The 23,290-nt window shown below is 62.1% G+C and carries 18 protein-coding genes and 1 pseudogene; 18 read left to right on the top strand and 1 reads right to left on the bottom strand.

The annotated features are described in order from the left end of the window. Positions 1–15: 15 nt before the first annotated feature. Positions 16–294: pseudogene (locus tag IP65_RS09745) on the top strand (nucleotidyltransferase); the annotation flags it as partial. A 74-nt stretch (positions 295–368) separates the two neighbouring features. Here IP65_RS09745 and IP65_RS09750 read toward each other — a convergent pair. After that, complete coding sequence (locus IP65_RS09750; protein ID WP_156306515.1) at positions 369–536, bottom strand: hypothetical protein; 168 nt, start codon at positions 534–536, stop codon at positions 369–371. 552 nt (positions 537–1,088) lie between these two features. Here IP65_RS09750 and rlxS point away from each other — a divergent pair. The 17 genes from rlxS to IP65_RS09840 all read left to right on the top strand — a co-directional run bounded on the left by rlxS (position 1,089) and on the right by IP65_RS09840 (position 23,277). Next, complete coding sequence (gene rlxS, locus IP65_RS09755; protein WP_054131583.1) at positions 1,089–3,038, top strand: relaxase/mobilization nuclease RlxS; 1,950 nt, start codon at positions 1,089–1,091, stop codon at positions 3,036–3,038. Positions 3,039–3,109: 71 nt separating this feature from the next. After that, entirely contained in the window at positions 3,110–3,532 is a 423-nt protein-coding gene (locus IP65_RS09760; protein ID WP_054131584.1) for a hypothetical protein, read from the top strand. Next, positions 3,495–3,782: a helix-turn-helix domain-containing protein gene (locus IP65_RS22205; RefSeq protein WP_082350068.1), complete on the top strand. Its 288-nt coding sequence runs from the start codon at positions 3,495–3,497 to the stop codon at positions 3,780–3,782. Before IP65_RS09760 ends, IP65_RS22205 begins: the two co-directional genes overlap by 38 nt. A gap of 865 nt (positions 3,783–4,647) precedes the next feature. Then, positions 4,648–5,571, top strand: coding sequence for a hypothetical protein (locus tag IP65_RS09770; protein WP_156306517.1), 924 nt, complete (start codon positions 4,648–4,650; stop codon positions 5,569–5,571). After that, on the top strand, positions 5,568–6,689 hold the full coding sequence (gene dbpB, locus IP65_RS09775) for a DGQHR domain-containing protein DpdB (protein WP_054131587.1): 1,122 nt from the start codon (positions 5,568–5,570) through the stop codon (positions 6,687–6,689). The genes IP65_RS09770 and dbpB (IP65_RS09775) overlap by 4 nt, the downstream gene beginning before the upstream one ends. After that, complete coding sequence (dpdA, locus tag IP65_RS09780) at positions 6,686–8,014, top strand: tRNA-guanine transglycosylase DpdA (protein WP_054131588.1); 1,329 nt, start codon at positions 6,686–6,688, stop codon at positions 8,012–8,014. The genes dbpB (IP65_RS09775) and dpdA overlap by 4 nt, the downstream gene beginning before the upstream one ends. After that, a complete protein-coding gene (gene dbpB, locus IP65_RS09785; RefSeq protein ID WP_054131589.1) occupies positions 7,977–9,065 on the top strand; it encodes a DGQHR domain-containing protein DpdB in 1,089 nt (362 codons plus the stop codon). The genes dpdA and dbpB (IP65_RS09785) overlap by 38 nt, the downstream gene beginning before the upstream one ends. Continuing rightward, positions 9,062–9,589 (top strand): 7-carboxy-7-deazaguanine synthase, encoded by a 528-nt coding sequence (locus IP65_RS09790; RefSeq protein ID WP_054131590.1) that lies wholly within the window; start codon positions 9,062–9,064, stop codon positions 9,587–9,589. The genes dbpB (IP65_RS09785) and IP65_RS09790 overlap by 4 nt, the downstream gene beginning before the upstream one ends. Next, a complete protein-coding gene (locus IP65_RS09795) occupies positions 9,589–9,966 on the top strand; it encodes a 6-carboxytetrahydropterin synthase (protein ID WP_054131591.1) in 378 nt (125 codons plus the stop codon). The genes IP65_RS09790 and IP65_RS09795 overlap by 1 nt, the downstream gene beginning before the upstream one ends. Then, complete coding sequence (gene queC, locus IP65_RS09800; protein ID WP_054131592.1) at positions 9,963–10,670, top strand: 7-cyano-7-deazaguanine synthase QueC; 708 nt, start codon at positions 9,963–9,965, stop codon at positions 10,668–10,670. The genes IP65_RS09795 and queC overlap by 4 nt, the downstream gene beginning before the upstream one ends. Next, positions 10,667–11,956 (top strand): hypothetical protein, encoded by a 1,290-nt coding sequence (locus IP65_RS09805; RefSeq protein ID WP_156306519.1) that lies wholly within the window; start codon positions 10,667–10,669, stop codon positions 11,954–11,956. The genes queC and IP65_RS09805 overlap by 4 nt, the downstream gene beginning before the upstream one ends. Continuing rightward, entirely contained in the window at positions 11,956–12,735 is a 780-nt protein-coding gene (locus tag IP65_RS09810) for an HAD family hydrolase (RefSeq protein WP_054131594.1), read from the top strand. Before IP65_RS09805 ends, IP65_RS09810 begins: the two co-directional genes overlap by 1 nt. A 204-nt stretch (positions 12,736–12,939) precedes the next feature. Continuing rightward, the gene (gene dpdE, locus IP65_RS09820) at positions 12,940–16,134 is read left to right on the top strand and encodes a protein DpdE (RefSeq protein WP_082350069.1); all 3,195 of its coding nucleotides are present in this window, start codon (positions 12,940–12,942) and stop codon (positions 16,132–16,134) included. After that, positions 16,127–18,622 carry a protein DpdF gene (dpdF, locus tag IP65_RS09825; protein WP_054131597.1) on the top strand — a complete coding sequence of 832 codons (2,496 nt, stop codon included), beginning with the start codon at positions 16,127–16,129 and terminating at the stop codon, positions 18,620–18,622. The genes dpdE and dpdF overlap by 8 nt, the downstream gene beginning before the upstream one ends. Positions 18,623–18,657: 35 nt before the next feature. Continuing rightward, positions 18,658–19,536: a protein DpdG gene (gene dpdG / locus IP65_RS09830; RefSeq protein WP_054131598.1), complete on the top strand. Its 879-nt coding sequence runs from the start codon at positions 18,658–18,660 to the stop codon at positions 19,534–19,536. Further along, positions 19,533–22,574, top strand: a complete 3,042-nt coding sequence (dpdH, locus tag IP65_RS09835; protein WP_054131599.1) for a protein DpdH — start codon at positions 19,533–19,535, stop codon at positions 22,572–22,574. The genes dpdG and dpdH overlap by 4 nt, the downstream gene beginning before the upstream one ends. Beyond that, a complete protein-coding gene (locus tag IP65_RS09840; RefSeq protein ID WP_054131600.1) occupies positions 22,564–23,277 on the top strand; it encodes a hypothetical protein in 714 nt (237 codons plus the stop codon). Before dpdH ends, IP65_RS09840 begins: the two co-directional genes overlap by 11 nt. The last annotated feature ends 13 nt before the right edge of the window (positions 23,278–23,290 follow it).

Below are 23,290 nucleotides of genomic sequence, written 5' to 3' on the forward strand. Positions count from 1 at the left end.
TGACGCTCGGCATAAACGCCACACAACCACAATCTCGCCTTTCTGCGCACGCAAGCCGAGGGTTTGGACATGCGTCTGGTCGATGCTTGGCCTCGCGATACCCGCCGCGAACGGGCATTGTTCGAGAAGCTGAAAGACGCTTACGTGAAGGCGCGCTACTCCAAGCACTACCGCATCTCGAAAGAGGATTTGCTGTGGCTTGCGGAGCGGGTCGAGAAGCTCGGCCAACTCGTCCAGGACGTCTGCCAGGAGCGACTGGCGCTGCTCGCCTCGGAAGTCCGCGAAGCAGGCTGACCCGCGTCTAGTAGGAAGCGGTGGCCCCCGCGCTTCCTCGATTGGCTCAGCGACAGCTACCCCAAAATCACGCACTAAAGTCTCGCACGCACGTCGATATCGAGCGTCATCTGCTGCACGTCGGCTTCCTCTGCACGGGCTTGCGACTGCAGCGTCTGCGCGTCGCAAGCCACCGTGATCCGGCCAAATTTCCCTTTCAAATCGAGTGCTTCGCCCAGCGCATGGCGGGTGATCTTGGCCATCGCCGCACCCTCGCTCACGACGCCAAAACGGCAGGTAGTCCTCCCGGAATCTAGCTGCCCTGGACCTACATTCCACCGGAAAAGGCCAGCGAAAACCCGTTGGCAATTCTGCATGCCGGGACGCCGGGGACCGTCTCGATGCCCCCGACAATTACAGGTGATACCCTGCCTTGGCTTCGATCCGGATGGCCATAGACCGGCCGTTCATCGCAGCTTATGCCTTCAGGCCCAAATGGAACATATGGCGAATATCGCGAATGTCGGCGATGATGGAGGAAGGGGTCCTGGGGGCAGATCGGCAGGAAAAGGAACCGACGCAAGATAAAGGCCCCCATCTCGCGGTGGGGGCTAAGCTGTTGTCTGCACGTCATTTTTACTGGAGATAGGCTGGACTTGCGCCATGGGATTGCCTCCGATTGCGAGATGCAGGGCCAAGAAAGCGTGTTGTTGCAGGCACTTGCCGCGAGACAAAGGTGGAGGCCCTTGCAGCCTCGCGCGCGTCACCCCTGATTGCTGGTTCCGCCAGGAATTTCCACCATCGAGGAAGCGGCAATGGACGACGGGTTCGAGGTGTGGCTGGGTCATATCGGCAAAGAACGCCCCATGCGCCATGACCTGCGCCGGGCGGTCAACCAGGCCGGTGGCTCACGCCTGGCGAAGGGTCAGGCCAAGCCCCGCTTCACTGGCACCCGGACCGGGCGCGGCGTCGCTGCCGGACGGATGCTTGCCGGTGCACCGCGCCACGGCGGCGCGAGTGCCCGCCGGGTGGTGGTGAAAGCCCGCTACGTGAAGTTGGCCGGCAAGGGGATGAAAGCGGCAAGCGCCCACCTGGCCTACCTGCAGCGCGATGGCACGACGCGCGAAGGCGAACGCGGCACTCTGTACGGCCGTGACAGCGACCACGCCGACGGCAAGGCCTTCCTCGAACGCGGGGCGGGGGATCGCCACCAGTTCCGCTTTATTGTCGCCCCTGAGGACGGCGAGCAATATGCCGACCTGAAGCCGGTGACCCGGCGGCTGATGGAACAGATGGAAAAGGACCTTGGCACCCGCCTCGAATGGGTAGCGGTCGATCACTTCAATACCGGCCATCCCCACACCCATATTGTCGTGCGTGGCGTCGACGATCAGGGCAACAACCTCGTCATCGCCCGCGACTACATCAGCCATGGCTTGGCCGGGCGCGCTGCGGAAATCGTCAGCCGCGATCTTGGTCCCCGGACTGAGCAGGAGATCGCCACCGCCAACGCGCGCGAGGTCACACAGGAGCGCTTCACCCGGATCGACCGACGCCTGCTGCGCGATCTCGACGGACAGGGGCTGGCTTCGGCCTGGCATGCCGATCCAGCCGAGCAAGCCTTGCGCGCCGCACGTCTGGGCACGCTGCAGGCGATGGGCCTTGCCAAGAAGGAAGGCAAAGGCCTCTACCGCCTTAATGACGACCTGGAGGCGACGCTGCGGGCCATGGGCAAGCGGGGCGACATTATCGCCACCATGCACGAGCGGCTGCGCAGCCATCCCGAGGTGCTGCCGCAGGACTACGCAGTCTATGTCCCCGCCGAGCGCGAAGCCATCGTTGGTCGCGTGCTCGACCGTGGCCTCGCCGACGAGCATGGCGATCGTCATTACCTGATCGTCGAAGCAACCGACGGGCGCGCGCACTTCGTCGATCTCGGCCAGGACCTGGCGGATGGGGCGATGAAGGATCGGCTGGTCCGGGTGTCGCCGACACCGGTGGAGGTGCGGACGGCCGACAGGGCCATCACCGAAGTCGCCGGTGCGAACAGCGGGCGTTACAGCGTGGACCTTCATCTGGCGCATGACCCTTCGGCTACCGATCGCTTTGCCCAGGCCCACGTACGCCGCCTCGAGGCGCTGCGCCGTGATGGCGCGGCAATACAGCGTGATCCCAACGGCACATGGACGGTCGGCCCCGATTACCTCGGCGAAGCGCTGCGCCATGAAGAGCGGCAAGCCCTGCGGCGGCCAGTCACCATCGCAGTGCTGACCGACCGGCCGCTCGAACAGCTGGTTCATCACGATGGCGAGACCTGGCTCGACCGCCAGTGCGTTGCGACCAACCCTGAGCGGCTGCAGGGCCGCGTCGGCGCCACGATCGGCCAATCGCTGCAGCAGCGGCGGCAATGGCTGATTGAGCAGGGCCTGGCGGTGCAGGAGGGGGATACGATCCGCTACCGGGCCAACTTGCTGGCGATGCTTCGCCAGCGCGAAGTGAACCGTGTCGGTGCCCAGCTCTCGCAGGAGCTTGGACTGCAGTTCACGCCGCAGCAGGGCTACCATGTCGAGGGCACTTACCGCCACGCTGTCAACGTGGGCGGCGAGAAGTTCGCCGTGATCGCCAAGTCACGCGAGTTCACGCTGGTCCCGTGGCGGCCGGTTCTGGAGAAGCAACTGGGCCGTCAAGTCACCGGGACCATCGAGCGCGGCGGCGGCATCGATTGGACCTTCGGACGGCAGCGTTCGGGACCGCAGATCGGCTGAGCTGCCACAGCACCCTCAGGATACCGGAGAGGCTCTGTTGCCAAGTCCATGCGCCGCGCATCATCGCCGGCATGCAGACGCGCAAGACCCGCCACCAGTTCTACCTGCCCGACCATCTCTCGGCGCGGCTCGACGCTATGGCAGCAGAGCCAGGGGTGTCGAAGACGACGATCCTGAGCGAGGCGCTCGGCGCATGGTTTGAGCGCCAGGATGACCAGCAGGCAGGCGCGCAGTTTGGCAAGGCGCTTTCCCGGCAAGTGCGGGCCGTCGAGCGGCTCGAGCCGCGGCTCGATTACCTGACCGAAGTGCTGGGTCTGTTAGTGCGGCACCAGTTGACGCTGACCGCGCATCATCCCGCCTTCGATGCCGAGACGCAGCGTTTGGGCCAGCGCCGCTACGACCAGTTCGTCCGGACGGCAGGCGAACTGGCTGCACGAAGGACCAGGCCGAAGGCCAATGCTGCCCCATCCAGCAGCCAGGAGAACGAGCCATGAGCATTCCCTTCGGGCAGGCCAAGCCCGAGCCCTACAGAGCCGAGCCGCTGACGGTCCGAATTCCCGAGCCGAGCCGCTGACGGTCCGAATTCCCGAGGCGTGCCGCCTCACCGGCATCGGCCGTTCGAAGCTCTACGAGCTTATTGCCGAAGGCAGCATCGAGATCGTCAAGGTCGGGGGCATGACGCTTATTCCCTTCGAGAGCCTGAAGCGGCTGATTGCCGCTGGTCGCGAAGGGCGGGGGCTATGACAATCCATCCTATCCTGCTGCGGGCTTTGCTGACGGCAGTCGTGGCCGAAATCGGGGATGAGCAGCGCGAGACGCTCACCTCCGGCACAACGACTGCCAGGATTGCGGCGGAAGATCGCCTTGTAGATGACCTAATGGCCGCGATAGCAACCGCAGATCGCGGCGGGGGGGCAGACGGGCGTCGCGTCCGCCACGCTTCACCTTCGTTCCGCTTCATAGCGACTGGCCAGGGCTGGTTTGCGCTTGGGACGGGGATATCGCCCCTTGATTGCCCTTACGGAAGCCCGTCCGGAGGTAAGTCCTCAAGGTGGATGCGGTGGACTGACCGCTAACTCGTCGGCTCAGGATGGCCAATCAGCCTGAGCACACCTTCGTCGCCATTGGAGAAGTTTGTCCCGGAACGCGCGAGATTGCGGACGAACCGGAATGTCTCATTCCAGGGGCACATGTCGATATAGCTGACTCCACCGACGCTGAACCGGTGTGCCAGCTTCGCGCCCTAATCTCGATCTTTGAAGTGCTGCCCCCTTGCCGGATATGACCGAACGTAATCGTCTATGCTATTACTCATAACCAAGGGAATGCTGCCCGGATTCAGTCTATGCCGCGCCCTGTGGGGACCCAACATTGCCATTTCGCGTCGCCGGTTCGCACTTTCCAAAACGCGCATCAAGCTTGGGCAGCGCAAACAGCAGTTCGCCGATCATCTAGCGCGTGCTGCGCTATACATCGCGCTGCGTGAAGCCGAAGAACGCCATTACTGGCGAGAAGGTCGATACAATTTTTTACATTAAATGTAGCAAAATCCTCGGGCTGTCGTTATGGATTAATGCAGGTGTGAACGCCGATGAGGAGCTTGTAGTTTGTGACACTCGTGATCACCACCTGTACGAATCGCAAGCGCAAACCGGTCAGCGACAATCTCCATGTGTCCGCGCTTCCACAGGCACCAATCGACGATCTTGCGGTCGATTGGGTGTGCCGGCTAGCTGCGGCCGACGATGTGTTTCCGGCGCGAACGATCTACGGTGGCCGATCCTTTCGGGAAGCGGCGCTTGCTGCCGAGCTGCTCGACGCGCGACTGATGGTAGTCTCAGCCGGGCTCGGCCTTGTTTCCGCCGATGCGCGGGTGCCGCCCTATTCCTGCACTGTGCTGATCAATGCGCCTGATAGCATCGCGTCGCGCGTCACTGGCGACTTTTCGATCACTGATTGGTGGCAAGCGCTGGGAGCCGCTTCGCCTTTTTCTCAGTCGTTTCAGAAGGCCGTGTCGGTGACCAACGGCCTGATCTGCGCGGCGCTGTCCGACACCTATATTGAGATGGTTACGGACGATTTGTGCGCATTACCGGCGGCCATACTGGCAAGGGTGCGGTTGTTTACACGTGCACCGCTCGACCGTGTGGCGCCGGCGTTGCGGCCGTTGGTTATGCCCTATGACGACCGACTCGATGGTCCCGACAGCCCCGTGCGCGGGACACGCGGCGACTTTGCCGGGAGGGCACTGCATCATTTCGCCAAGTATATACACGTTGCGGGAGACCGTCGCTCTGTCGGCGATCATTGCGCTGCGGTCGGTTCCGCGCTGACCGGCTGGCGGTTTGCGGCGCGGTTCGACCGCCAACGGCTCGATGATGACGCCGTGCTTGCCTTGGTCCGGAAGCATTGGGACGTCGAGCGCGGCAGCACTGCGCGTCTATTGCGGCGTTTGCGCGACGATCTGGGTGTAGCTTGCGAGCAGGGGCGCCTCGCCAATCTTGCGCGCCAGGTGCGCAAGGAGCGGGCATGACCGCGCGGGAGCATCTCAAAGTCCGCGCGGTTCGCTCGGAACAGGGAGATGGGACCGGCGTGTTCGCCTTCTTCCTATACGGGTCCGATATCAATCGCATCGCCGATATCAGCCGTATCCGTCGCGACGAACACGAACTCAAGGGCTTCCAGCGTCGCGAAATCCGCGACCATGTCAAGGACATCACAGCATTTCTTGACAGCGGCCCCGTGCTATTCCCTAACGCAATCATCCTCGCCATGTCGCCCGAGGTCGAGTTTGCCCGTTCACGAGGCCGCTCGCCCGACCGGGCCTGTGAGGTCGGTGAAACCGGTACGCTCAAGATCCCACTTTATCCCGAAGGCCATCGAGCAGCGTGGATCGTCGACGGTCAGCAGCGTTCATTGGCCCTGGGTGCGGCCAAGGATCCCTCCATCGCTGTGCCAGTGATCGGGTTTGTTTCCGACGAACTCGCAATCCAGCGGGAGCAGTTCATCCTCGTCAATAAAGCACGCAAGCTGCCGACCGGCCTGATCAATGAACTGCTGCCCGAAGTGAGCGTGCTGCTGCCGCGCAACCTTGCAGCCAAACAATTGCCGAGCACCTTATGCGAAGCACTCAACACCGACCCGAAGTCGCCCTTTTTCAATCTGATTAAGCGCGAGTCCGATGCTAAGGACCGCGCCGGCATCGTCACCGACAGCGCGCTAATCGAGACGATGAAGGCGAGCTTGAAGACGCCTGCGGGCGCGCTCGGTCAATATAAGCATAACGGTGACGGCAACAACACCGAAGCCATGTATGGCGTGATGCTGCTTTACTGGACAGCGGTACGCGACACTTTCCCCGATGCCTGGGGCAGGCCTCCGACCGAAAGCAGGCTCATGCATTCGGCTGGCATTCGCGCGATGGGCGCGCTGATGGATACGGTGATGCTCCGCGCCGATGCAGCCGCTGACAAGGCTGCCGCCGTGCGCGCGACCCTACAGCGCTTGGCCCCGCATTGCTGCTGGACGAGCGGCACCTGGGAGGGCTTGGGGCTAGTCTGGAACGAGATCCAGTCAACCTCGCAGCACATCAACAAGCTCAGCGACCATCTGATGCATGTCGAGCGCGACTTGGCGCGTGCTGCCCCATGAAGTTCATTTTCGCGGATAGCCTCGACTATGTTGATCCGGCCTTTGATTTCATTGGCGACCGCAGTCCGGCTGAGCGTCAGCCCTATTGGGACGACGCCTATCCGCACGAAATCCTGGGCTACGCGCCCTATGACGGCGTGCTAGTGTCGCGCGGCATCGTCGGCGACCACCGCGTGAAGGGCAAATATACCGCCAGCCAGGCGCGTCGGTTTCATCTGGTCGGCGCGCGCAAGTTCTTGCGGCTGGACAAACCCGAGTTTGCGCATCTCGATATCTTCGGTGATTGCGGCGCGTTCACCTATGTTCAGGAAGAGCGTCCGCCTTATTCGGCAGGGGAAATGGCCGAGTTCTACGACGAATGCGGCTTCACCCATGGCTGCTCAGTCGATCACATTATCTTCGATTTCGACCCGACCGGACAAGGGATGAGCGGCGGCACCGACGACGCTAAGGTTCGCTTCGAGATCACGCTTGAGAACGCCAACGCCTTCCGCCGCGAAGCGCAGTCGATTGATGCGAGCTTTACGCCTTTGGGCGTCGTTCAAGGCTGGTCGCCGGGCAGCATGGCCGAGGCTGCGCGGCGACTCGTGACGATGGGCTATGACTATCTCGCAATCGGCGGCATGGTTCCCTTAAAGTCTCCCGAGATCAAGCTGGTGCTTGAGGCGATCCGCGACGTGGTGCCGGCCTCGACGCGCTTGCATATTCTGGGCTTCGCCAAGGCCGACGATATCGACAGCTTTCACGGCTATGACATCGCCAGCTTCGACACCACCTCGCCACTGATCCGCGCGTTTAAGGACGCCAAGCAGAACTATTATCTTCCCGGCGAGGGCCTGGGGCTACGCTATTTTACCTCGATCCGGGTGCCGCAGGCTATCGAGAATCCCAAGCTCCAGCGCGGCGTCAAAAAAGGAATGTTCCGGGCCGAGGAACTGGTTCGGCTGGAAGCGCTCGCGCTGAATTCATTGCGCGCGTTCGATCGCGGCGCGGCCGACCTGGAAGAAACCCTACACAATGTCCTCGTCTACAGCGCGCCGCTGGTCGAGGAAAAGCCCTACGAAGACTGCAGGAACAGCACCGCGCTGGCCCGACTCGCTCAGCGCTACCGGGTCACATTGGCCGAGCGTCCCTGGAAACAATGTCCCTGCAAGATTTGCCAGGACGCCGCGATCGACGTGATTATCTTTCGCGGCAGCAACCGCAATAAACGCCGCGGGATGCACAATCTTGCGGTCTACCACGACCATATAGAACGACTGGATTTGAAGCGTGCCGTCAACCCCAATGACCTACCTCGCCGTCTGTGCGCAGCAGAGCAGTGAGCACCAGGTGCTCAGCTTCGCGGCAACGGCTGCCGACGTCCTCCGGTTCGCCTCAATCGAGCGGATCGGACGCGACGCGCAAGGCGAACTCAGGGGGTTCCAGCGGCCACAGGTCGCAGCCCACATCCGCGAGATCCGCGACTATCTCGAACATCCCAATTCGGTGCTTCCCAATCCGATCGTCGTCGCGTTCACAGATCACGTCACCGTTGAAGATGCTGGCGGCGGTGTCATTCGGCTGTCGATCGACATTAGCAGCGGGATCCCCGGCCTGGTCGTTGATGGGCAGCAGCGCCTGTCGGCTTTGGCGGAGGTCGACCGCGACTTCCAAATTTTCGTGTCCGCGCTGATCTGTCGCGACGAAGCCGAACTTCGCCGACAGTTCGTGCTGATCAACAACACCAAGCCGCTGCCCAAATCGATGATCTACGAACTGCTACCGACGGTCGACAATCTGCCGCCACGCCTCAGTCGCCGCTCGGTGGCATCCGATCTCACCGCGCGCCTCAATTTTGAGAACACCGCGCTCAAGGGCTATATCAAGCAACACACCTGCCCCGAGGGGATCATCGCCGATACGGTGATGCAGCGGATCATCATGGAATCGCTTACCAATGGCGTCATGCGTGAGATGATCCGCTCACCCAAGGGCGTGGAGCGCTGCGTTCGGCTCGTCTCCAATTTTTTCGAGGCGGTGAAGAAGGTCTGGCCCGAAGCTTGGCACGGCCAGAAGCCCGCCACCTCGCGGCTGCTGCATGGCGCCGGCATCCAGGCGATGGGCGATGTCATGGAAGTTCTCGCCCAACGCTCCGAAGCGCGCAGCGTCGAGGATTTCCGCGAAGGACTCGAATGTTTGAAGCACAAGACCGCCTGGACTAGTGGGGAATGGGAATTGTCGGGTGAAATCCGCCGCTGGAACAGCCTCCAGAACGTCAATCGCGATATCGCCCTGCTCAAACACTATCTGATCGCCATTGTGAAGGCCGACCAGCGCAAGCGCCGCAAGGCCGCGCCCAAACACCCCCTCGAACCCCAAGCGGGGACGGCATGAGCTACGCGATCAAGGATATCTTCAAGACCCTGCATGGGGAAGGCGCGCAAATGGGCCCCGCCGCCGTCTTCTGCCGTTATGCGGACTGCAACCTTTGGTCGGGCCGCGAGGGCGATCGCGCGACCTCGGCGAGCACCTTCTGCGGTTCCGATTTCGTCAGCATGGACGGCACCGGGGGCGGGCGTTGCGCCGATGCTGATGCCCTGGCGGATGCGATCGCCGCCGAGTGGCGAGGATCCTCCGCCAATCGCTATGTCGTGCTAACCGAAGGCGAGCCTCTGCTACAGGTCGATGATGCGCTGGTCGCCGTGCTCCACGCCCGCGACTTCGAGATCGGGGTCGATACCAACGGCACGCAAGTCGCGCCCGCCGGGTTCCGACATCTCGCGTTTAACCATTTCTTCCTGCAGCAGATGGACTTGCCGACCGCTGCCGCCAATCTCGAGGCGGCGATTACATATTGCACCGACAACCCGCGCTGGCGCCTGTCGCACCAGTCGCACAAGATGATCGGAATGCGCTGATGTTCGAGCTCAGCAAGCAGTTTCGCTTCGACGCCGCCCACACTCTGGACCGGTTGATCGGCACGGAGTCGAGCCGGCGCATCCATGGCCATAGTTATCGCGCCGAGGTGACCGTGCGCGGCCGCCCCGATCCGGTCAGCGGCATGGTGATCGACCTGGGGTTCCTCGAACGGACCATCGACGATGCGCGTGACGCGCTCGACCACCGCTTCCTCGACGAGATCAACGATCTGGGGGCCGCGACCATGGAGAATCTCAGCCGCTGGATCTGGAACCGGCTCTCGCCCGCGGTCGATAATCTGTTCAGGGTCAGCGTCTACCGTGACAGCAGCGGCGACGCCTGCTTCTACTATGGCCCCAAAGAAGTCGACGCATGAACGAAACCCGCGCACTTGTCCTCCTCTCCGGAGGACAGGATTCGGCAACGTGTCTCGCCTGGGCTCTCGATCGTTTCGATACGGTCGAGACATTGGCGTTCAATTACGGCCAACGCCATGCAGTCGAACTCGAAAGCCGCGGTGCAATCCTAAAACTCATCGGCGAGATTAAGCCGGGATGGGCCGGACGTCTCGGCGCGGACCACAGCCTTGGCTTGGCGACGCTCGGTGAAGTCTCCGATACGGCGCTAACCCGCGATGTCGCGATCGAAATGAACGCGAACGGAATTCCAAACACCTTCGTGCCCGGACGGAACATCCTGTTCCTCACTTTCGCGGCGACGCTCGCCTATCGGCGCGGACTCCGGCACATCGTCGGCGGCATGTGTGAGACCGATTTCTCCGGCTATCCTGATTGCCGCGACGACGCGATTAAGGCGCTCCAGGTCGCGCTCAATCTCGGCATGGCGCAGAATTTCGTGCTGCATACTCCGCTCATGTGGCTGGACAAGGCAGCGACCTGGGCGCTGGCCCATCAATTGGGCGGAGACACGTTGGTCGATCTCATCGTCGAGCACAGCCACACCTGCTACCGCGGCGAGCGGGGCACACGTCGTGACTGGGGTTACGGCTGCGGAACCTGTCCTGCCTGCGAGCTTCGCGCCCGCGGGTTCCACGCCTATCGTCAGGGGGAACCGGCATGAACGAGACCGCAGCGCCCACCCCCAACGCGACGGTAACGCTGACTTCGGATGCGGAGCAATCACGACAGGACAGTGTAAAGCTCAAGACAAACGCGGGGCTGTGGTGGCCGCGTGCAGTGCTGCAATCGCTTTTCAACGCGAGCGTCGACTTCTATCCTCGCCTAAACACCAAACATCACAGCTTCCCGACAAATACCAAGGCAGCACTTCGCGATCTCCTCACCTTTCCACGACTGCCCGCGGCTGTGCGAGACTGGGCGGCCAACTGGCAATTACCAGAGCCCGACAAGCGCATCATTGCCAGTCTCAAGTCTGATGACATCCTTGCCGACATGGCCACGGCGATGAAGGATTGGACTGGTCCGATTAAGGCTGGCGATGTCGCCGAGATCGATGCCGCCAAGGCAGTACTGGAACAGATCGTTGCGCAAGACGAACCCAGCAAGGAGCAGCTTGCCAAGATTCAGGCCGACGCCAAGGCTGCTCTGCAGAAGATGACCGCACCCGAACTGTCGCTCGACGACGCGATCAACCTAGCTAAGGCCTCGCTTACCGAAGTGAAGGCGCAGACCGAATATCAGGACCAGAAGGCGACCCGCCTGCTCACCGTTACGACCTTTCTCAGCGCCTTGTCGGGCGCTTTGTTCGCGAGCTTCAGCGCCAGCTATCCGCTCGAGCTTATCGACCGCCTCGCTACTGGCTGGCGGTTGGTGCTGATCGGGGCCTACCTTACCTTCGTATTGTTCGTGCTTGCCGCAGTCGCCGGCGCGTTGGTCACATTCCACGCGACGCGCACCCGGTTCAAGTATTCGAAGGAAGCGACCGCCAAGCGCCAGGCGGGGCAGACCCGCTCCTTTTTGTTCTTTCGCGAGATGATCGGCGTGTCGCCCGAGGGTTGGGCCAAGTCGTTCGTTGAGGTCGGACAGGGCGGCCCCGTTATACGCCCCCAACTAAAAGAAGAATATTTCAAAAATTACGTGATGGAGTCCTATTTGGTCGCTGCCAAGACCGCCGACAAATTACGCTATCTCGGCCCCGCTCAAAGTCTGCTCGCATGGGCATTGCGATGCTTGCTACTGTTCGTGATTCTTATCACGCTCATTCAGGCCTATGTTGCCAAGCAGCCAGCCGTTCCGACCCAAGTCAAACTGCTGTGGCCGGAAAAGCCAGTCGCAGCCGATGTTGACCTGATCCAACTGCCGGCCCGCACTGACGGCTCAGACAGTAAGGCCACAGGGCACCCGACCTCGACCCATGTTCGTGTACACGTGCAGGGAAGCAGGTGATGGAAACCCGCCGCCAAGCTCCTGCCACCGTCTTTCTCGACGCCGACAACACGCTTTGGGACACCGACGGTGTCTTCGCGGCGGCGCAGTTGCATTTGCTCGCAGCCGTCGAATCAGCAGCCGGTCGGCAATCAGTAGCAGAGGACAGGCTCGCGTTCGTGCGTGCAGCGGACCAGCGGATCGCCGAGCATCATCATGCTGGCCTTCGCTATCCGCCACGGCTGCTCATCGCCGCCCTCGCCGACGCACTGCACGGTGAAGATGTCGCGCGCGCAGCGCGTCTTGCCTTGGTCGGATCGGGAAAGGAGCGGATCGCCGAGGACGTGATGGGCGTGATTGAAGCTGCCTATTTCAGCGATCTCGGGCACGCTCCGGCCATACGGCCTGGGGTGGAAGCTGGCCTGCTTGCGCTCGAGGCGGCCGGGTGCAACGTCTTGATCATAACCGAGGCCGCGCGAGCGAAGGTCGAGCGCACTGCGAAGCGTCTTGGTCTCGACACGCACTTCACACGAATCGTCGAAGGTGCAAAACGACCGGATCTTTATCGCCGCATTCTCCGCCTCACCGGCACGCGCGAGGCATTCATGGTTGGCGATCAACTCGACCGAGACATCGCACCCGCGAAGGCTGCCGGGCTTGAGACGATTTATTTCCCGGGTGGCTTTCAGCCGCGCTGGCTGCCCGCGGTGGGAAAGGTTGGTCCCGATTATACCATAGCCAGCTTCGCAGAAGTGCCAGATATCGTGCTTGCCGAGCGGAGGGCGATCACCGGTAGTTGATGTCGGATGGCACACGCCTGCCCGCCAAATGGGATTCGAGTTGTATTCGCTCTAAACTAGTTGGCTTTCGGCTTGCGCGCCTTTCGCGGGCTCTGACGATGTCCTGCCTGCGAGATGCGCGTAGAGGGCCGGCAAGAACATCCCGCCAATTTGGCCGAATAACGCTTTCCGTTTTTGGTTGGTCCTCAAATCTTTGTCAGTAAGATGACCCACATGGTGCGATTGAGGGGAATCGCCCAAGGGGATGCGGGTCTGTTCAAGGGAATGCTCGTCGAATTGCCCGGACAGAAGGGCGTCGGAAAGCTGCAATCTGCGGCCGATGGCCGCTGTGTCATATCGATCTTTCACTCGATCCAACGCAGCGAAGAAATTGAGTGCGAGGTCGGCACGGTCGCTCGCGCCTATCTGAGCCCGCAAACCCGGGCCTATGTCGTCGACGAAGAGCGCACGCGAGTTGGGCGCATTAGCGACTATCTCCAGCAGGAAAATGGCCTCGTCACTTATGAGGTCCGATTCCCTAACGGGCAGCAAAAGGATTTCAGCGAGATCGACCTATTCGTCCGGCCGTGGAATATGCCCGAGGATCCAGCCGAAATGCTCGCGGCCAGCGCCGCCGAAAGCCAGTATCTGCACGACCGCCGGCAAGCCGCGCTAACGCCGCTGCGGTCGCTGACCAGTGCGGCTCAAGGTCTGACGTCGCTGCTCTCGGCCGGGATCGACTTCGTGCCGCACCAGGTCGCAGCGGTGCGCCGCGTGCTCAGCGATCCGATCCAGCGCTATCTCCTCGCCGACGAGGTCGGGCTGGGCAAGACCATCGAGGCCGGGCTGATCATCCGCCAGCATCTGATTGACAATCCCGACACCGAGGTGCTGATCGCGACCCCGTCGGCGTTGTGTGGGCAGTGGCGACGCGAACTTTCCGAAAAACTCCGCCTCGACCAGTTCGACGAGCCCTTCGAATGTTGCTCGCATGCCGACCTCGCGCGGGTCGCGCGAACACCCGATGTTCTGGTGGTCGACGAAGCGCATCATTTGGTTGGACTCCAGGACGGCCCACTTTCAGCATCGGCGGCTCGGTTGTGCGAGTTAGCCCGAGACGTGCCCGTATTGTTGCTGCTGTCCGCCACGCCGCCTCTTGGCGAAGAGGCTCGGTTCCTGGCACTGCTCAACTTGCTCGATCCGCTGACCCATCCGCTCGACGATCTTGACGGGTTTCGCCTGAAGCTCGAACAGCGCCGGACGATCGGCCGCTTGCTCCTCAGTCTCGCCCCGGACGCATCAGGCATTGTGCTGCGCCAGCGCGGCGCTGAACTAATCCGTAGCTTTCCTGACGATCCCGTAGTGCAAGATCTGGCGCCTCAGTTGATTGAGGCAACGCGCAAGGCGCCCGAGCGCCTCTTCAACCTGTGCGGCGCGCTCAAAGAGCATATCGCCGACAGCTACCGCATTCACCAGCGCCTGATCCGCTCGCGTCGCGCTGATGCTCAGGGATGGGAGTTTCGACCTCGCGGACCTGATGGCGGCGCCATGGCCCATGTGCGCATCGAAGGCGATCCGAGCGACAACCTGGCGGTGCTGCTTGGTACGCTTGAAGACTGGCGGGCGGCTGCGGTCGACTCGCTAGTCGATGGCGATCCAGGGGTCCCGCGTCTCGCAGCACGCTACCGCGACCTTCTCGGCGCGGTGTCAGAAGGCGCCGACGCCCTTCGCGCTTGGCTGGCTGGTGTCATGCCGATCTTCGCTGGAGAGGCGGAAATCCTCGACGCGCTGCGCGAGCAAGCCCAGGACTACGACGATGCCGACCGCATCAAAACAATGGTCGAAAGCGTGCGGAGGCTGATCAAGACGCTGCAGGCCGACGTCGATCAGCCCAAGATCGTTGTGTTCGCGACGGCTGAGGCTCTGGCAACCGCGTTTCATCGAGCGCTGGAGGAAGCGCTCGGCGACACACAATGCTTTCTACTTGTCTCGGCAGGTGACGCGGGCGATGACAAGGAGGGCAGCGTCACAGCGTTCGCACAAGCGCCCGATGCTGCGGTTCTCATAGGCGACCGGACGGCCGAAGAAGGTCTCAATCTCAGCTTCTCCGATGCCATCGTGCATCTCGACCTGCCGCTGAGCGCTGCCCGGATCGAGCAGCGCATTGGCCGCCTCGACCGCTATGGCCGGCGACAGGGGATCATCCGTCACCGGATCCTCTTGCCTTCGGACGAAGACGAAAGCCCCTTTGCAGCCTGGCAGGTCTTGCTCGCCGACGGCCTGTCGATTTTCCACCGCTCGATCAGCGATGTGCAATTTCTGCTAGATGATTTCGAGACCCGCGCGCTCGACACCCTGCTGATGAGCGGGCCGAATGCGCTAATCGCGCTGGCCGAGGAAATCAAATGCCAGATCGCCGACGAACGAAAGTCTCAGGACGAACAATATGCCCTCGATCGGATCGCGCTTGCAGAGGAACCGGTCGAGGCGTTCATCCAGACTCTGGATGACGCCGAAGCTGATGAGGCGGCGCTTGAGGCTGGCGTCGATCAATGGCTGATCGACACACTGCAACTCCAGAAGCAGCCCTACGCCTGGCCCGAGGGAGATCCGTTCAAGCTCGGAATAACCAAGCAGACCTTGATCCCGCGCTTGCCGTGGCAACAGCAATTGGAACTCGACGACAGCCAGCCGCTGAGCTGGAAGCGCCGGATCGCGACACGCCGGACCGCCGTGACCTTGCTGCGCCCGGGTACGCCGCTCGTCGACGTGCTGGCGCGCTTCACGCGCTGGGACGATCGCGGAACCGCGTTCGTCACTTATCGGCCGGTCGCGGACTGGCTTGGCGACGCCTGGATCGGATTCAAGCTCTGCTTCACGATCGAGCCCGGTCTCGACATCGCCGATCTGCTCGCGCCCTCGCGCGCCGAACTTGCCGCGTTACGCCGCGCACAGCGCTATTTTGCGCAAATCGAGCAGGCCCTGTTTATCGACATCAATGGTGAGATGGTCCTCGATCCTGCGCTACTCGGCGTCCTGTCCAAGCCGTATAACGGGCATGGCAAAGGCCTGAGCGCTGACATCAATCTTGGAAGCCGGCCGCATATCCTCGCCGACTATATCGACCCCGCTGTGTTTCCGGCCGTGTGCCGTCGCGTGCGGAACGGCGCGCGGCAAACCTTGTCTGAGCAGCCCGCCGTGCTCGATGCGATCACCGCGGCGACGACACTGGCGGCAAGCGATCTACAGCGGCGCCGAAATCGGCTGCAGCGCCGCCAATCGGCCGGCGACTCGATGGCACGCGAGGATATCGCTCTAATCGAGTCAATCCTGCCCAGCATCGCATCACCCGCCATCCGGCTCGACGCCATGGGATGTTTCATCCTGGGTGGGCCGCTCACGAGGTCCGCTCATGATTGACCTCGATGGCCACGACGCCTTTGCCGCCCTGAGCCAATTGCTCATCCGCACTGATAGCGAGGCGGACTGGCAAGCCCGGTCACCCGCGGTCGAGCGTTTGCGCAAAGCGCTGGTCGACCCGGGGCGCCAGGCGAGCGCACTCGATCTGGCCGTGTTGCTCCGGCAAGCCATGACCTATGAGCATGTCCGCCGCGGCGCCATGGTGTCCCCAGCTGTCCTTGTGTCGCACCCACGCTTCGACGGGTTCACCAAATGGGATGCGGTCGGGCTACACAACACTTCCGCTGGCGAAGCGCGACTCGTGACGCTCCAGCCATGGAAGCCGGCATGGCTCGTGGCTCCCGGCGACGGCGTCGAGACCCTTGCTGCGTCCGAGGCAATCCGCCGTGAGTTTAACAGAGCGGGTTGTGACGGCGATCCATTGCTCGCCGCTGTCGGTCGAACCTCCTATCGCAGCCGCGGACAGCGCGCTGCCGTACGTGCAGCGCTCTCGACCCCCGCCGGCGGAAGCCTCGTCGTTGCTCTGCCTACCGGCGAGGGCAAGAGCATGATCTTCCAGCTGGCCCAGGCAGTCGGCTTCGTCGGCGCGGACCAAGCGGAAAACCGCGGCGTAACCCTGGTGATCGTCCCTACCGTCGCCCTTGGGGTCAATCACGAACAGGAAGCGGTCGATGTTTGCGGCCTGTCGCGCCCGCTCGCTTTCCAGGGTGGCAACGACGCCCAGAACAATATTATCGCCGAACGGATCTCCGACGGCACCCAAGGCCTGTGCTTCGCGTCGCCTGAAGCCGCATGCAGCCGTCTGCGCGACCCGTTGCGGCGCGCGGCCGAGGCAGGTCTGTTGCGCGCGCTGGTGATCGACGAAGCCCATCTCGTCGACCAATGGGGAACGGGCTTTCGGACCGAGTTCCAGGAATTGAGCGGCTTGCGGCGCGAACTGCTGTCAGCGGCACCGCCCGGCCAAGCGCTTCGCACCATCATGTTGTCGGCGACGCTCACCGACTCCTCACTCGAAACTTTGCGCTCTCTGTTCGGCGCCGAAAGCAATTTCGAAAGCCTGGCGGCGGTGCAGTTGCGGCCCGAACCGGACTATTGGATTGCGCAATCAACCGACGAGGCCAGCCGAACTGCCCAAGTCCTGGAGGCGCTTCACCACGTGCCTCGACCGGCGGTGCTTTATGTTACCGAGGTTGCGGCCGCCAACGCTTGGTATGCGCGGCTGATCGACGCGGGGTTTCGCCGGGTTCGCAAACTCCACGGCAAGACCGGACGCGGCGAGCGAGAGGAGATTGTCGGCCAGTGGCGTGATGGCGCACTCGATATCGTCGTCGGAACTTCCGCGTTCGGGCTTGGCATCGATTACGGGCATGCCCGCAGCGTTGTCCATGCCTGTGTTCCAGAGACGCTCGATCGCTTCTACCAAGAGGTCGGGCGCGGCGGACGCGACGGCAAAGCTGCGCTTTCGCTGATTGTGCCGACAGACAAAGACATGGGGATCGCTGAGCGCATTAACGGTCAACAAGTCATTAGCATTGATCGCGGCTATCATCGCTGGTCTGCGATGTTCGCGCGAAAGACCAGCCTTGGAAACGGACGCTTCGCCGTGCGGATCGACGGTCGACCCGGAACCGACGAACGCGACATCGACATGTTCGGCGATGCCAATACCGACTGGAACTTGCGCACGGTCGCCCTGATGGCGCGTGCCGGCATTCTGCGGCTGCTCGGCACACCCTTCCCGCGGATCGAATTGGAGGGAGACTGGCTCGAGATCGAGATCGTTGACGATCATCATCTCGACCTGGCGCTATGGCAGTCGCGCGTCGAACCCGTGCGCCGTGCCGGTTGGATTGCCGCCAAACGCAATCTCGACCTTATGCGCGAATATCTACGCGACGATCGCTGTCCAGCCGCGATCCTGGAAGATTTGTACGGTGCGAACCGGGTTGGACGGACTTGCAGTCGCTGCAGCCGGTGCCGATCTGACGAGGCTTGTCGTCTCAACAGCGTAGCAGTTGGCGAACCGCGCGGCCCGTGGACCGAGCCCCTCGATCCGCTGGTCGCCAATCTTCTCGACCGCGATCTTCGGCTTTTGGTCAGCTACGATCCCAATGACCTCGCACGCAACGCGTCGCGCCGGCTTGGTGACACCCTGCAGCGCCTAGCGCACGCCCGTCTCGCAAAGTTGATCATGCTCGGCCCGCAGCCGTTCGACATGGGCCGGGTTCTGAAATTTGCGGAGAAGTTGGCATTCTTCGTCAGCGACCTGTCCTCGCTTGCTTCATCGCGCCTTCCGCGTGGCCCCGAACTTGTCATGGTCGGCGACCGACAAACGCTTGAGCCGCAGAACCTCGCGCCGCGGCCTGATAATCCTCGGATCTTCCTAGCCCCAATTGATCAGCTCGCCCCAGATGGACACAGATTGAAAGACGTGTTTGGCGGTCGGACGCTGACGCTCGACGAGTTTAATGCAAGAGTAGCCCAATGAGTATAGTTACAACTGCCCAAGCCGTTCCGAGTCGATTGTTCGCGATCTATGCCGCCTTGTTCGATAGCGAGAATGGTGAAGTCAAAGATAGGATCGAGGCCTGGGCCACGCCGCCGTCACTCAGTGGACGTGGCGGCGACGATGATGGCGAGCCGACCACGACGCTATTCAGCAACACGCTTGCCGAAGCAAGGCGCATTGGTCTGGTCGAAGAGGTTGAGGACAAGGTGCGGCTGACCGCCGACGCGCGCGGCGGCGGAAAAAAGGGCAAGGGCAGCGAGACGTTCTTCTTGGCTTTCATGCGACGCACCTTGTTCGATCCGACGCGCGCAGCCGAAACACAGCAAGCCGGCTTCATGGTCGCCTTGTCCTGGTTTCTGAGTTCCAGCCCGCTGCGGCCGATGAATTTTTCCGAGGCGCCGCAAAACAATCTAAAAGCGCAGATCGGGGATCAGGCATCGAAGACCGAATTGACCTCGCTCAATCGCTACCAGAACTTCCTGTATTGGGCGCGTTATCTCGGCTTCGCCACCATCGTCGGGGGTGGCAGCGATGCCGAGGACGTCACCTCGCGCCGGGTGATCCCCGATCCGGTCAAGGCAATCGAAAGCGCGCTCCCCGCCATCTTCTCCGAGGGCAACGACCTACCGATTGAGCAATTCATGACGCGGTTGGCAGCGATCTTTCCGGTCTTTGAGACCGGCAGTGTTCGTCAAGACTATGAAGCCATGCGGCTCACACCGGTGGCGAACGGCGACAAGCGTCTCTCGATCACCACTAGTCTTGCGCTGCAGCGGCTTGCCGACCGCCAGCGCCTGACTATGACGACCGTCGCCGACGCACCCGGCCGTATTCTCGATTTCGGCTCGCGCGAAGGTCGCGTGAGCCGTATCGCGCTGCGAGAGGCGGCATGATGCGCAATTTTCTCTGCTGGGATCCCGGTGCCGTTCGCCAGGTGATCAATCCATTCGCCGAGCATATCAGCGATAGCCTTTTCCGCGCGGTGCACAGCGACTGGGACCTCAAGGTCAGCCCGCAGGTTGGCAAGTCGTTCCAAGATATCGGTGAGGCCTCGTGGGCGGACATGACGCCGCTGGCCTTTCTCGCAGATTTTCTGCGTGAGGACCGGCCGCATGCACTGGCGGCCATCCTTGGCGAAACGGGCTCGGGTAAGTCGCATCTCGTTCACTGGATGCGGCTCAACATCAAGCCGACCAAGGAGAGGGTCGTCCTGGTAGTGCGCAAGTCGGGCACGTCGCTGCGCAACATCGTCAAGATGATCATCGCCGAATTGCCTGCCGAGCAGCAGGCGAGTTTCCTCGAAACGCTGCAATCGGCGGGCGACGGAACGCAAAGCCGGGCAGACCAGAAGCAGCAATTGCTCAACGATCTCGCGCAGGTGATCCGCGAGGAGGTCCTGCCGACGGACGCCGAAGAGATCGAGGAGGGGCTTGCGAGCAGCCTGCCCGATCTGTTCCAAGATCCGCATATGCGCAAAGCGCATTTCCTCGGCGACAACACCGTCATCGCCGAAATCGTCGACCACATCTTTGCGCCGTCCAACGCGAAGGATCGTCCCGATCAACGCCGCGTCTTCGTCGAGAGTGACTTGCCGCTTGGCGGCATGGACTTCGCACATGCCTCGCGCCTCGCACGAGACGCCATCGACCTCATCGAACTCGACCCCGCAGTACACCTTCCGCTCGCGATCCGGATCATCAACCGCAATCTTGATCGCGCCGTAGCGCGAACCTTGAGTTTCTCTGGCGACCGGGTCGAAGAGTTGATGACCCGTTTGCGCACCTACCTCAAATCGCGGGGCCAGGAACTCGTCCTTCTCGTGGAGGAATTCGCGCGCCTTCAAGGCATCGACCGCGCGCTACTGCAGACAATCACCTCGCAGGGCGACGAGCGCCAGTGCAAGATGCGAACGGCGATCGCGGTCACCACTGGCTTTTTCCAGAGCGTGGCCGAGACTGCCTATATGCGTACGACCCATATAGTCGATATGGATCGGTCCGCTGGCCGGGCCGAGGGCCGATCGATCACTAAGGCTTCGCTCAGCCAGTTCACCGCGCGCTATCTCAACGCCGTACGGCTTGGTCGGGACGGCATCGCCCAGTGGAGCGACACTGCGGCACCGGGCGAAAGCCCGCGCTCCAAGTGCGACATGTGCATCCATCAAACCGAATGCCACGCCGTGTTCGGTGAGGTCGACGGCTATGGCCTCTATCCATTTACCTCCGACGCCTTGTGGAACGCCGCGTCGCGTGCCGATACTTCGATGCCGGAACGGCTCAACCCCCGCGTCCTTCAGAACGACCTGCTCGTCGAGGTGCTCGACAATTTCGGCCCCGAAATTGCGACCGGCACATTTCCGCCGTTCAAGCTTCTCGAAAAGCTCGGCGGCATCACAGCCCTCCCTGCCGTCGCTCAAGCCGAACTGCGCAATCGCAATCCGCAGAATTACCAGCGCTGGGCATCCTTTCTCGAACTCTATGATGGCACCGGCACGATCGCCAATCTCGACGAGCGCGTTCGCGCAGCATTCGAGGTTCCCGAGATTCCGGGCGCCGACGCGGCGAAGCCGAACCGGCCAACGGCCGACACGCCGACGCTTGAAGCCCCGCAGCGTAACGTTGCCAGCAAGGAAGACCTGCTTATCGAACAATGGATCGGCGGGCAGGGGCTGGACCAATCCATTGCAAACAATCTCAGATTGCTGGTCTATTCGGCCGTCTCCAATGCCATCGATTGGGACATGGTCGGGCTGGCCAAGGCGAGTTTCGTCGGTCGAACCGGTAAGGCGTTCCAAACAGCGAGCATCAGCTTCGATCGCCAAACGACGCAGGTGCGCACCGACCTGCAGGTCAAGCTAGTTATCCCGGGCACTCTTGTGCAGCCCGAAACGGCGGCAGCGGCTCTTCAAGGGTTGTTGCGCGCCAGCAAGGATCAGTTCCGCTGGGAATTCCCCAACGGCGAAAAGATGCTCGCCGCGTTCCTCGATTGCGTCGAGATCTGGGCGAAGGATGTCGAGGCGCAATTGCGCGACATCTGCCAGCCTACGCCGCAGTGGAACCAGGCGGCGGCAGCGGTCGAACTCCTCTGCATCGGCGCGGCGATCGGCGGCAAGATCAAGCCCGACGCGAAGATTGCCGACATGATCGACGCAGCATTCAGCGCACAATGGGCAAGCGAGTGCGCGAGCACGGCACCCGAAATGAAGTCACTGTACGACAAGCTGACAAGACAACGCGAAAAGCTGGTGGGAATCGCGCAATCCCAAATGTCGAGCATGAAGGGCGGCCGAGCCGGTGCAATGCTCAATCCGGGCCGTATCCTCGGGCCCATCCGTGAATTTCGTCAGGCCAAATGGCAGTTGCGTCTTCAGCCCCCCGATGGTGAGACACAAGAGCCCGCCAAACTCTATCGCGAGACGAGGGACGCGCTCCCCACGGCAGCGAACTCCGAGATGGCGGTCCGCAAATCCTGGCTCAATTCGATGCGAGACGCGTTCGGCGCGACTGCTACGCGCGCATCTATCGTAACGACGCTCGATGCAGCGCAGCAGGCCGTGGCTGACGCCGGTATCGGCACCAGCACCACGGGACGCGTTTTGACCGACGCGCTCGACCGCTTCAGGACCGTATATTTCGATGACGCACTGGCAGCCGCACGGGCGCTTGGCAGCGAACGCGATGCGGTTGCCGCGCTTCCTCATTTTGGTCGAGGCCGGCGCGGCGCGGTCGATGCGGGGACCGCTCTAGTCGCCGCGGCGCAGGCCTTTCTCGATACCGTTGATGACAATATCGGAGCGACCATTCAGAGTCTCGACGCCAAGCACGGCGCAGTGGCGGCCAGTCTCGATCAGATCGATACAGCGCTTACCGCGATCGAAGCCGATTTGATCGCGATGGCGACGATTGACGGGGAGCAAGCCGATGCTGCTTGACCGCGCCGCCACGCTGGCAACCAAGATCAACAACTACCAGAAGCTCAGGAATAGCGCCGCCGAAGCCGAACAATTCGGTACGCGCGCGAAGCAGTTCGAGAACGCTTCGCTGCTTATGGCGAGGCTTCGCGAGACGCTGACCGCCCTTGCGGATGCCGGTGTTCGGGTCGATTTCGAGCCAAGCAACGGCCTCGGCTATGCCGACAAGGCACGCACGTTGCGCGAAGCGATCAAGGAGGATCCAGCTAAGATCAACGACCCGCCGTTCGACATCAAGCACGCCTTTACTGACCGCCTCAACAGTATCGCCAGCGCGGGGCATAAGGCGGCGACCGCTGCGTGGAAAACCTATGTCGATAAGCGCGCCGCCTTTGGCGCCGATGACGTCTTGAGTGCGCTCGGGCAGGTGCCGCAGTTTCGGGTGAGCGTCGCAAAGATACGGCAGATCCGAAGCGAGGTAGTGACCTTTGGGGCCAGCTTGCCTGCGGACCCCAAGGCGGCGATCGCCAGTCTCGACACGCTTGTCTGCCAGCACGAGTCGGCATGGAATACACTTGCGGCGTCCGATATCCCGTCAAACGCTGTCGCCTTCATTCGCGCCGCAGCGAATAGCGAGGCCCTTTTAAGCGCTTATACGTCCGAAGTGCAGACGTGGCTCGAAAGCCGCAACTTGCTCGGCGCGTTCCGCATCAAGCTGAGGTAGGCACGATCATGCC

This window comes from Novosphingobium sp. AAP1, assembly GCF_001295765.1.
GTDB classification, from domain to species: domain Bacteria; phylum Pseudomonadota; class Alphaproteobacteria; order Sphingomonadales; family Sphingomonadaceae; genus Novosphingobium; species Novosphingobium capsulatum.

Coding starts and splice junctions, on each gene's coding strand:
- IP65_RS09750 (WP_156306515.1), bottom strand. CDS start 536: ATGGCCAAGATCACCCGCCATGCGCTGGGCGAAGCACTCGATTTGAAA.
- rlxS (WP_054131583.1), top strand. CDS start 1,089: ATGGACGACGGGTTCGAGGTGTGGCTGGGTCATATCGGCAAAGAACGC.
- IP65_RS09760 (WP_054131584.1), top strand. CDS start 3,110: ATGCAGACGCGCAAGACCCGCCACCAGTTCTACCTGCCCGACCATCTC.
- IP65_RS22205 (WP_082350068.1), top strand. CDS start 3,495: ATGCTGCCCCATCCAGCAGCCAGGAGAACGAGCCATGAGCATTCCCTT.
- dbpB (WP_054131587.1), top strand. CDS start 5,568: ATGACCGCGCGGGAGCATCTCAAAGTCCGCGCGGTTCGCTCGGAACAG.
- dpdA (WP_054131588.1), top strand. CDS start 6,686: ATGAAGTTCATTTTCGCGGATAGCCTCGACTATGTTGATCCGGCCTTT.
- dbpB (WP_054131589.1), top strand. CDS start 7,977: ATGACCTACCTCGCCGTCTGTGCGCAGCAGAGCAGTGAGCACCAGGTG.
- IP65_RS09790 (WP_054131590.1), top strand. CDS start 9,062: ATGAGCTACGCGATCAAGGATATCTTCAAGACCCTGCATGGGGAAGGC.
- IP65_RS09795 (WP_054131591.1), top strand. CDS start 9,589: ATGTTCGAGCTCAGCAAGCAGTTTCGCTTCGACGCCGCCCACACTCTG.
- queC (WP_054131592.1), top strand. CDS start 9,963: ATGAACGAAACCCGCGCACTTGTCCTCCTCTCCGGAGGACAGGATTCG.
- IP65_RS09805 (WP_156306519.1), top strand. CDS start 10,667: ATGAACGAGACCGCAGCGCCCACCCCCAACGCGACGGTAACGCTGACT.
- IP65_RS09810 (WP_054131594.1), top strand. CDS start 11,956: ATGGAAACCCGCCGCCAAGCTCCTGCCACCGTCTTTCTCGACGCCGAC.
- dpdE (WP_082350069.1), top strand. CDS start 12,940: ATGACCCACATGGTGCGATTGAGGGGAATCGCCCAAGGGGATGCGGGT.
- dpdF (WP_054131597.1), top strand. CDS start 16,127: ATGATTGACCTCGATGGCCACGACGCCTTTGCCGCCCTGAGCCAATTG.
- dpdH (WP_054131599.1), top strand. CDS start 19,533: ATGATGCGCAATTTTCTCTGCTGGGATCCCGGTGCCGTTCGCCAGGTG.
- IP65_RS09840 (WP_054131600.1), top strand. CDS start 22,564: ATGCTGCTTGACCGCGCCGCCACGCTGGCAACCAAGATCAACAACTAC.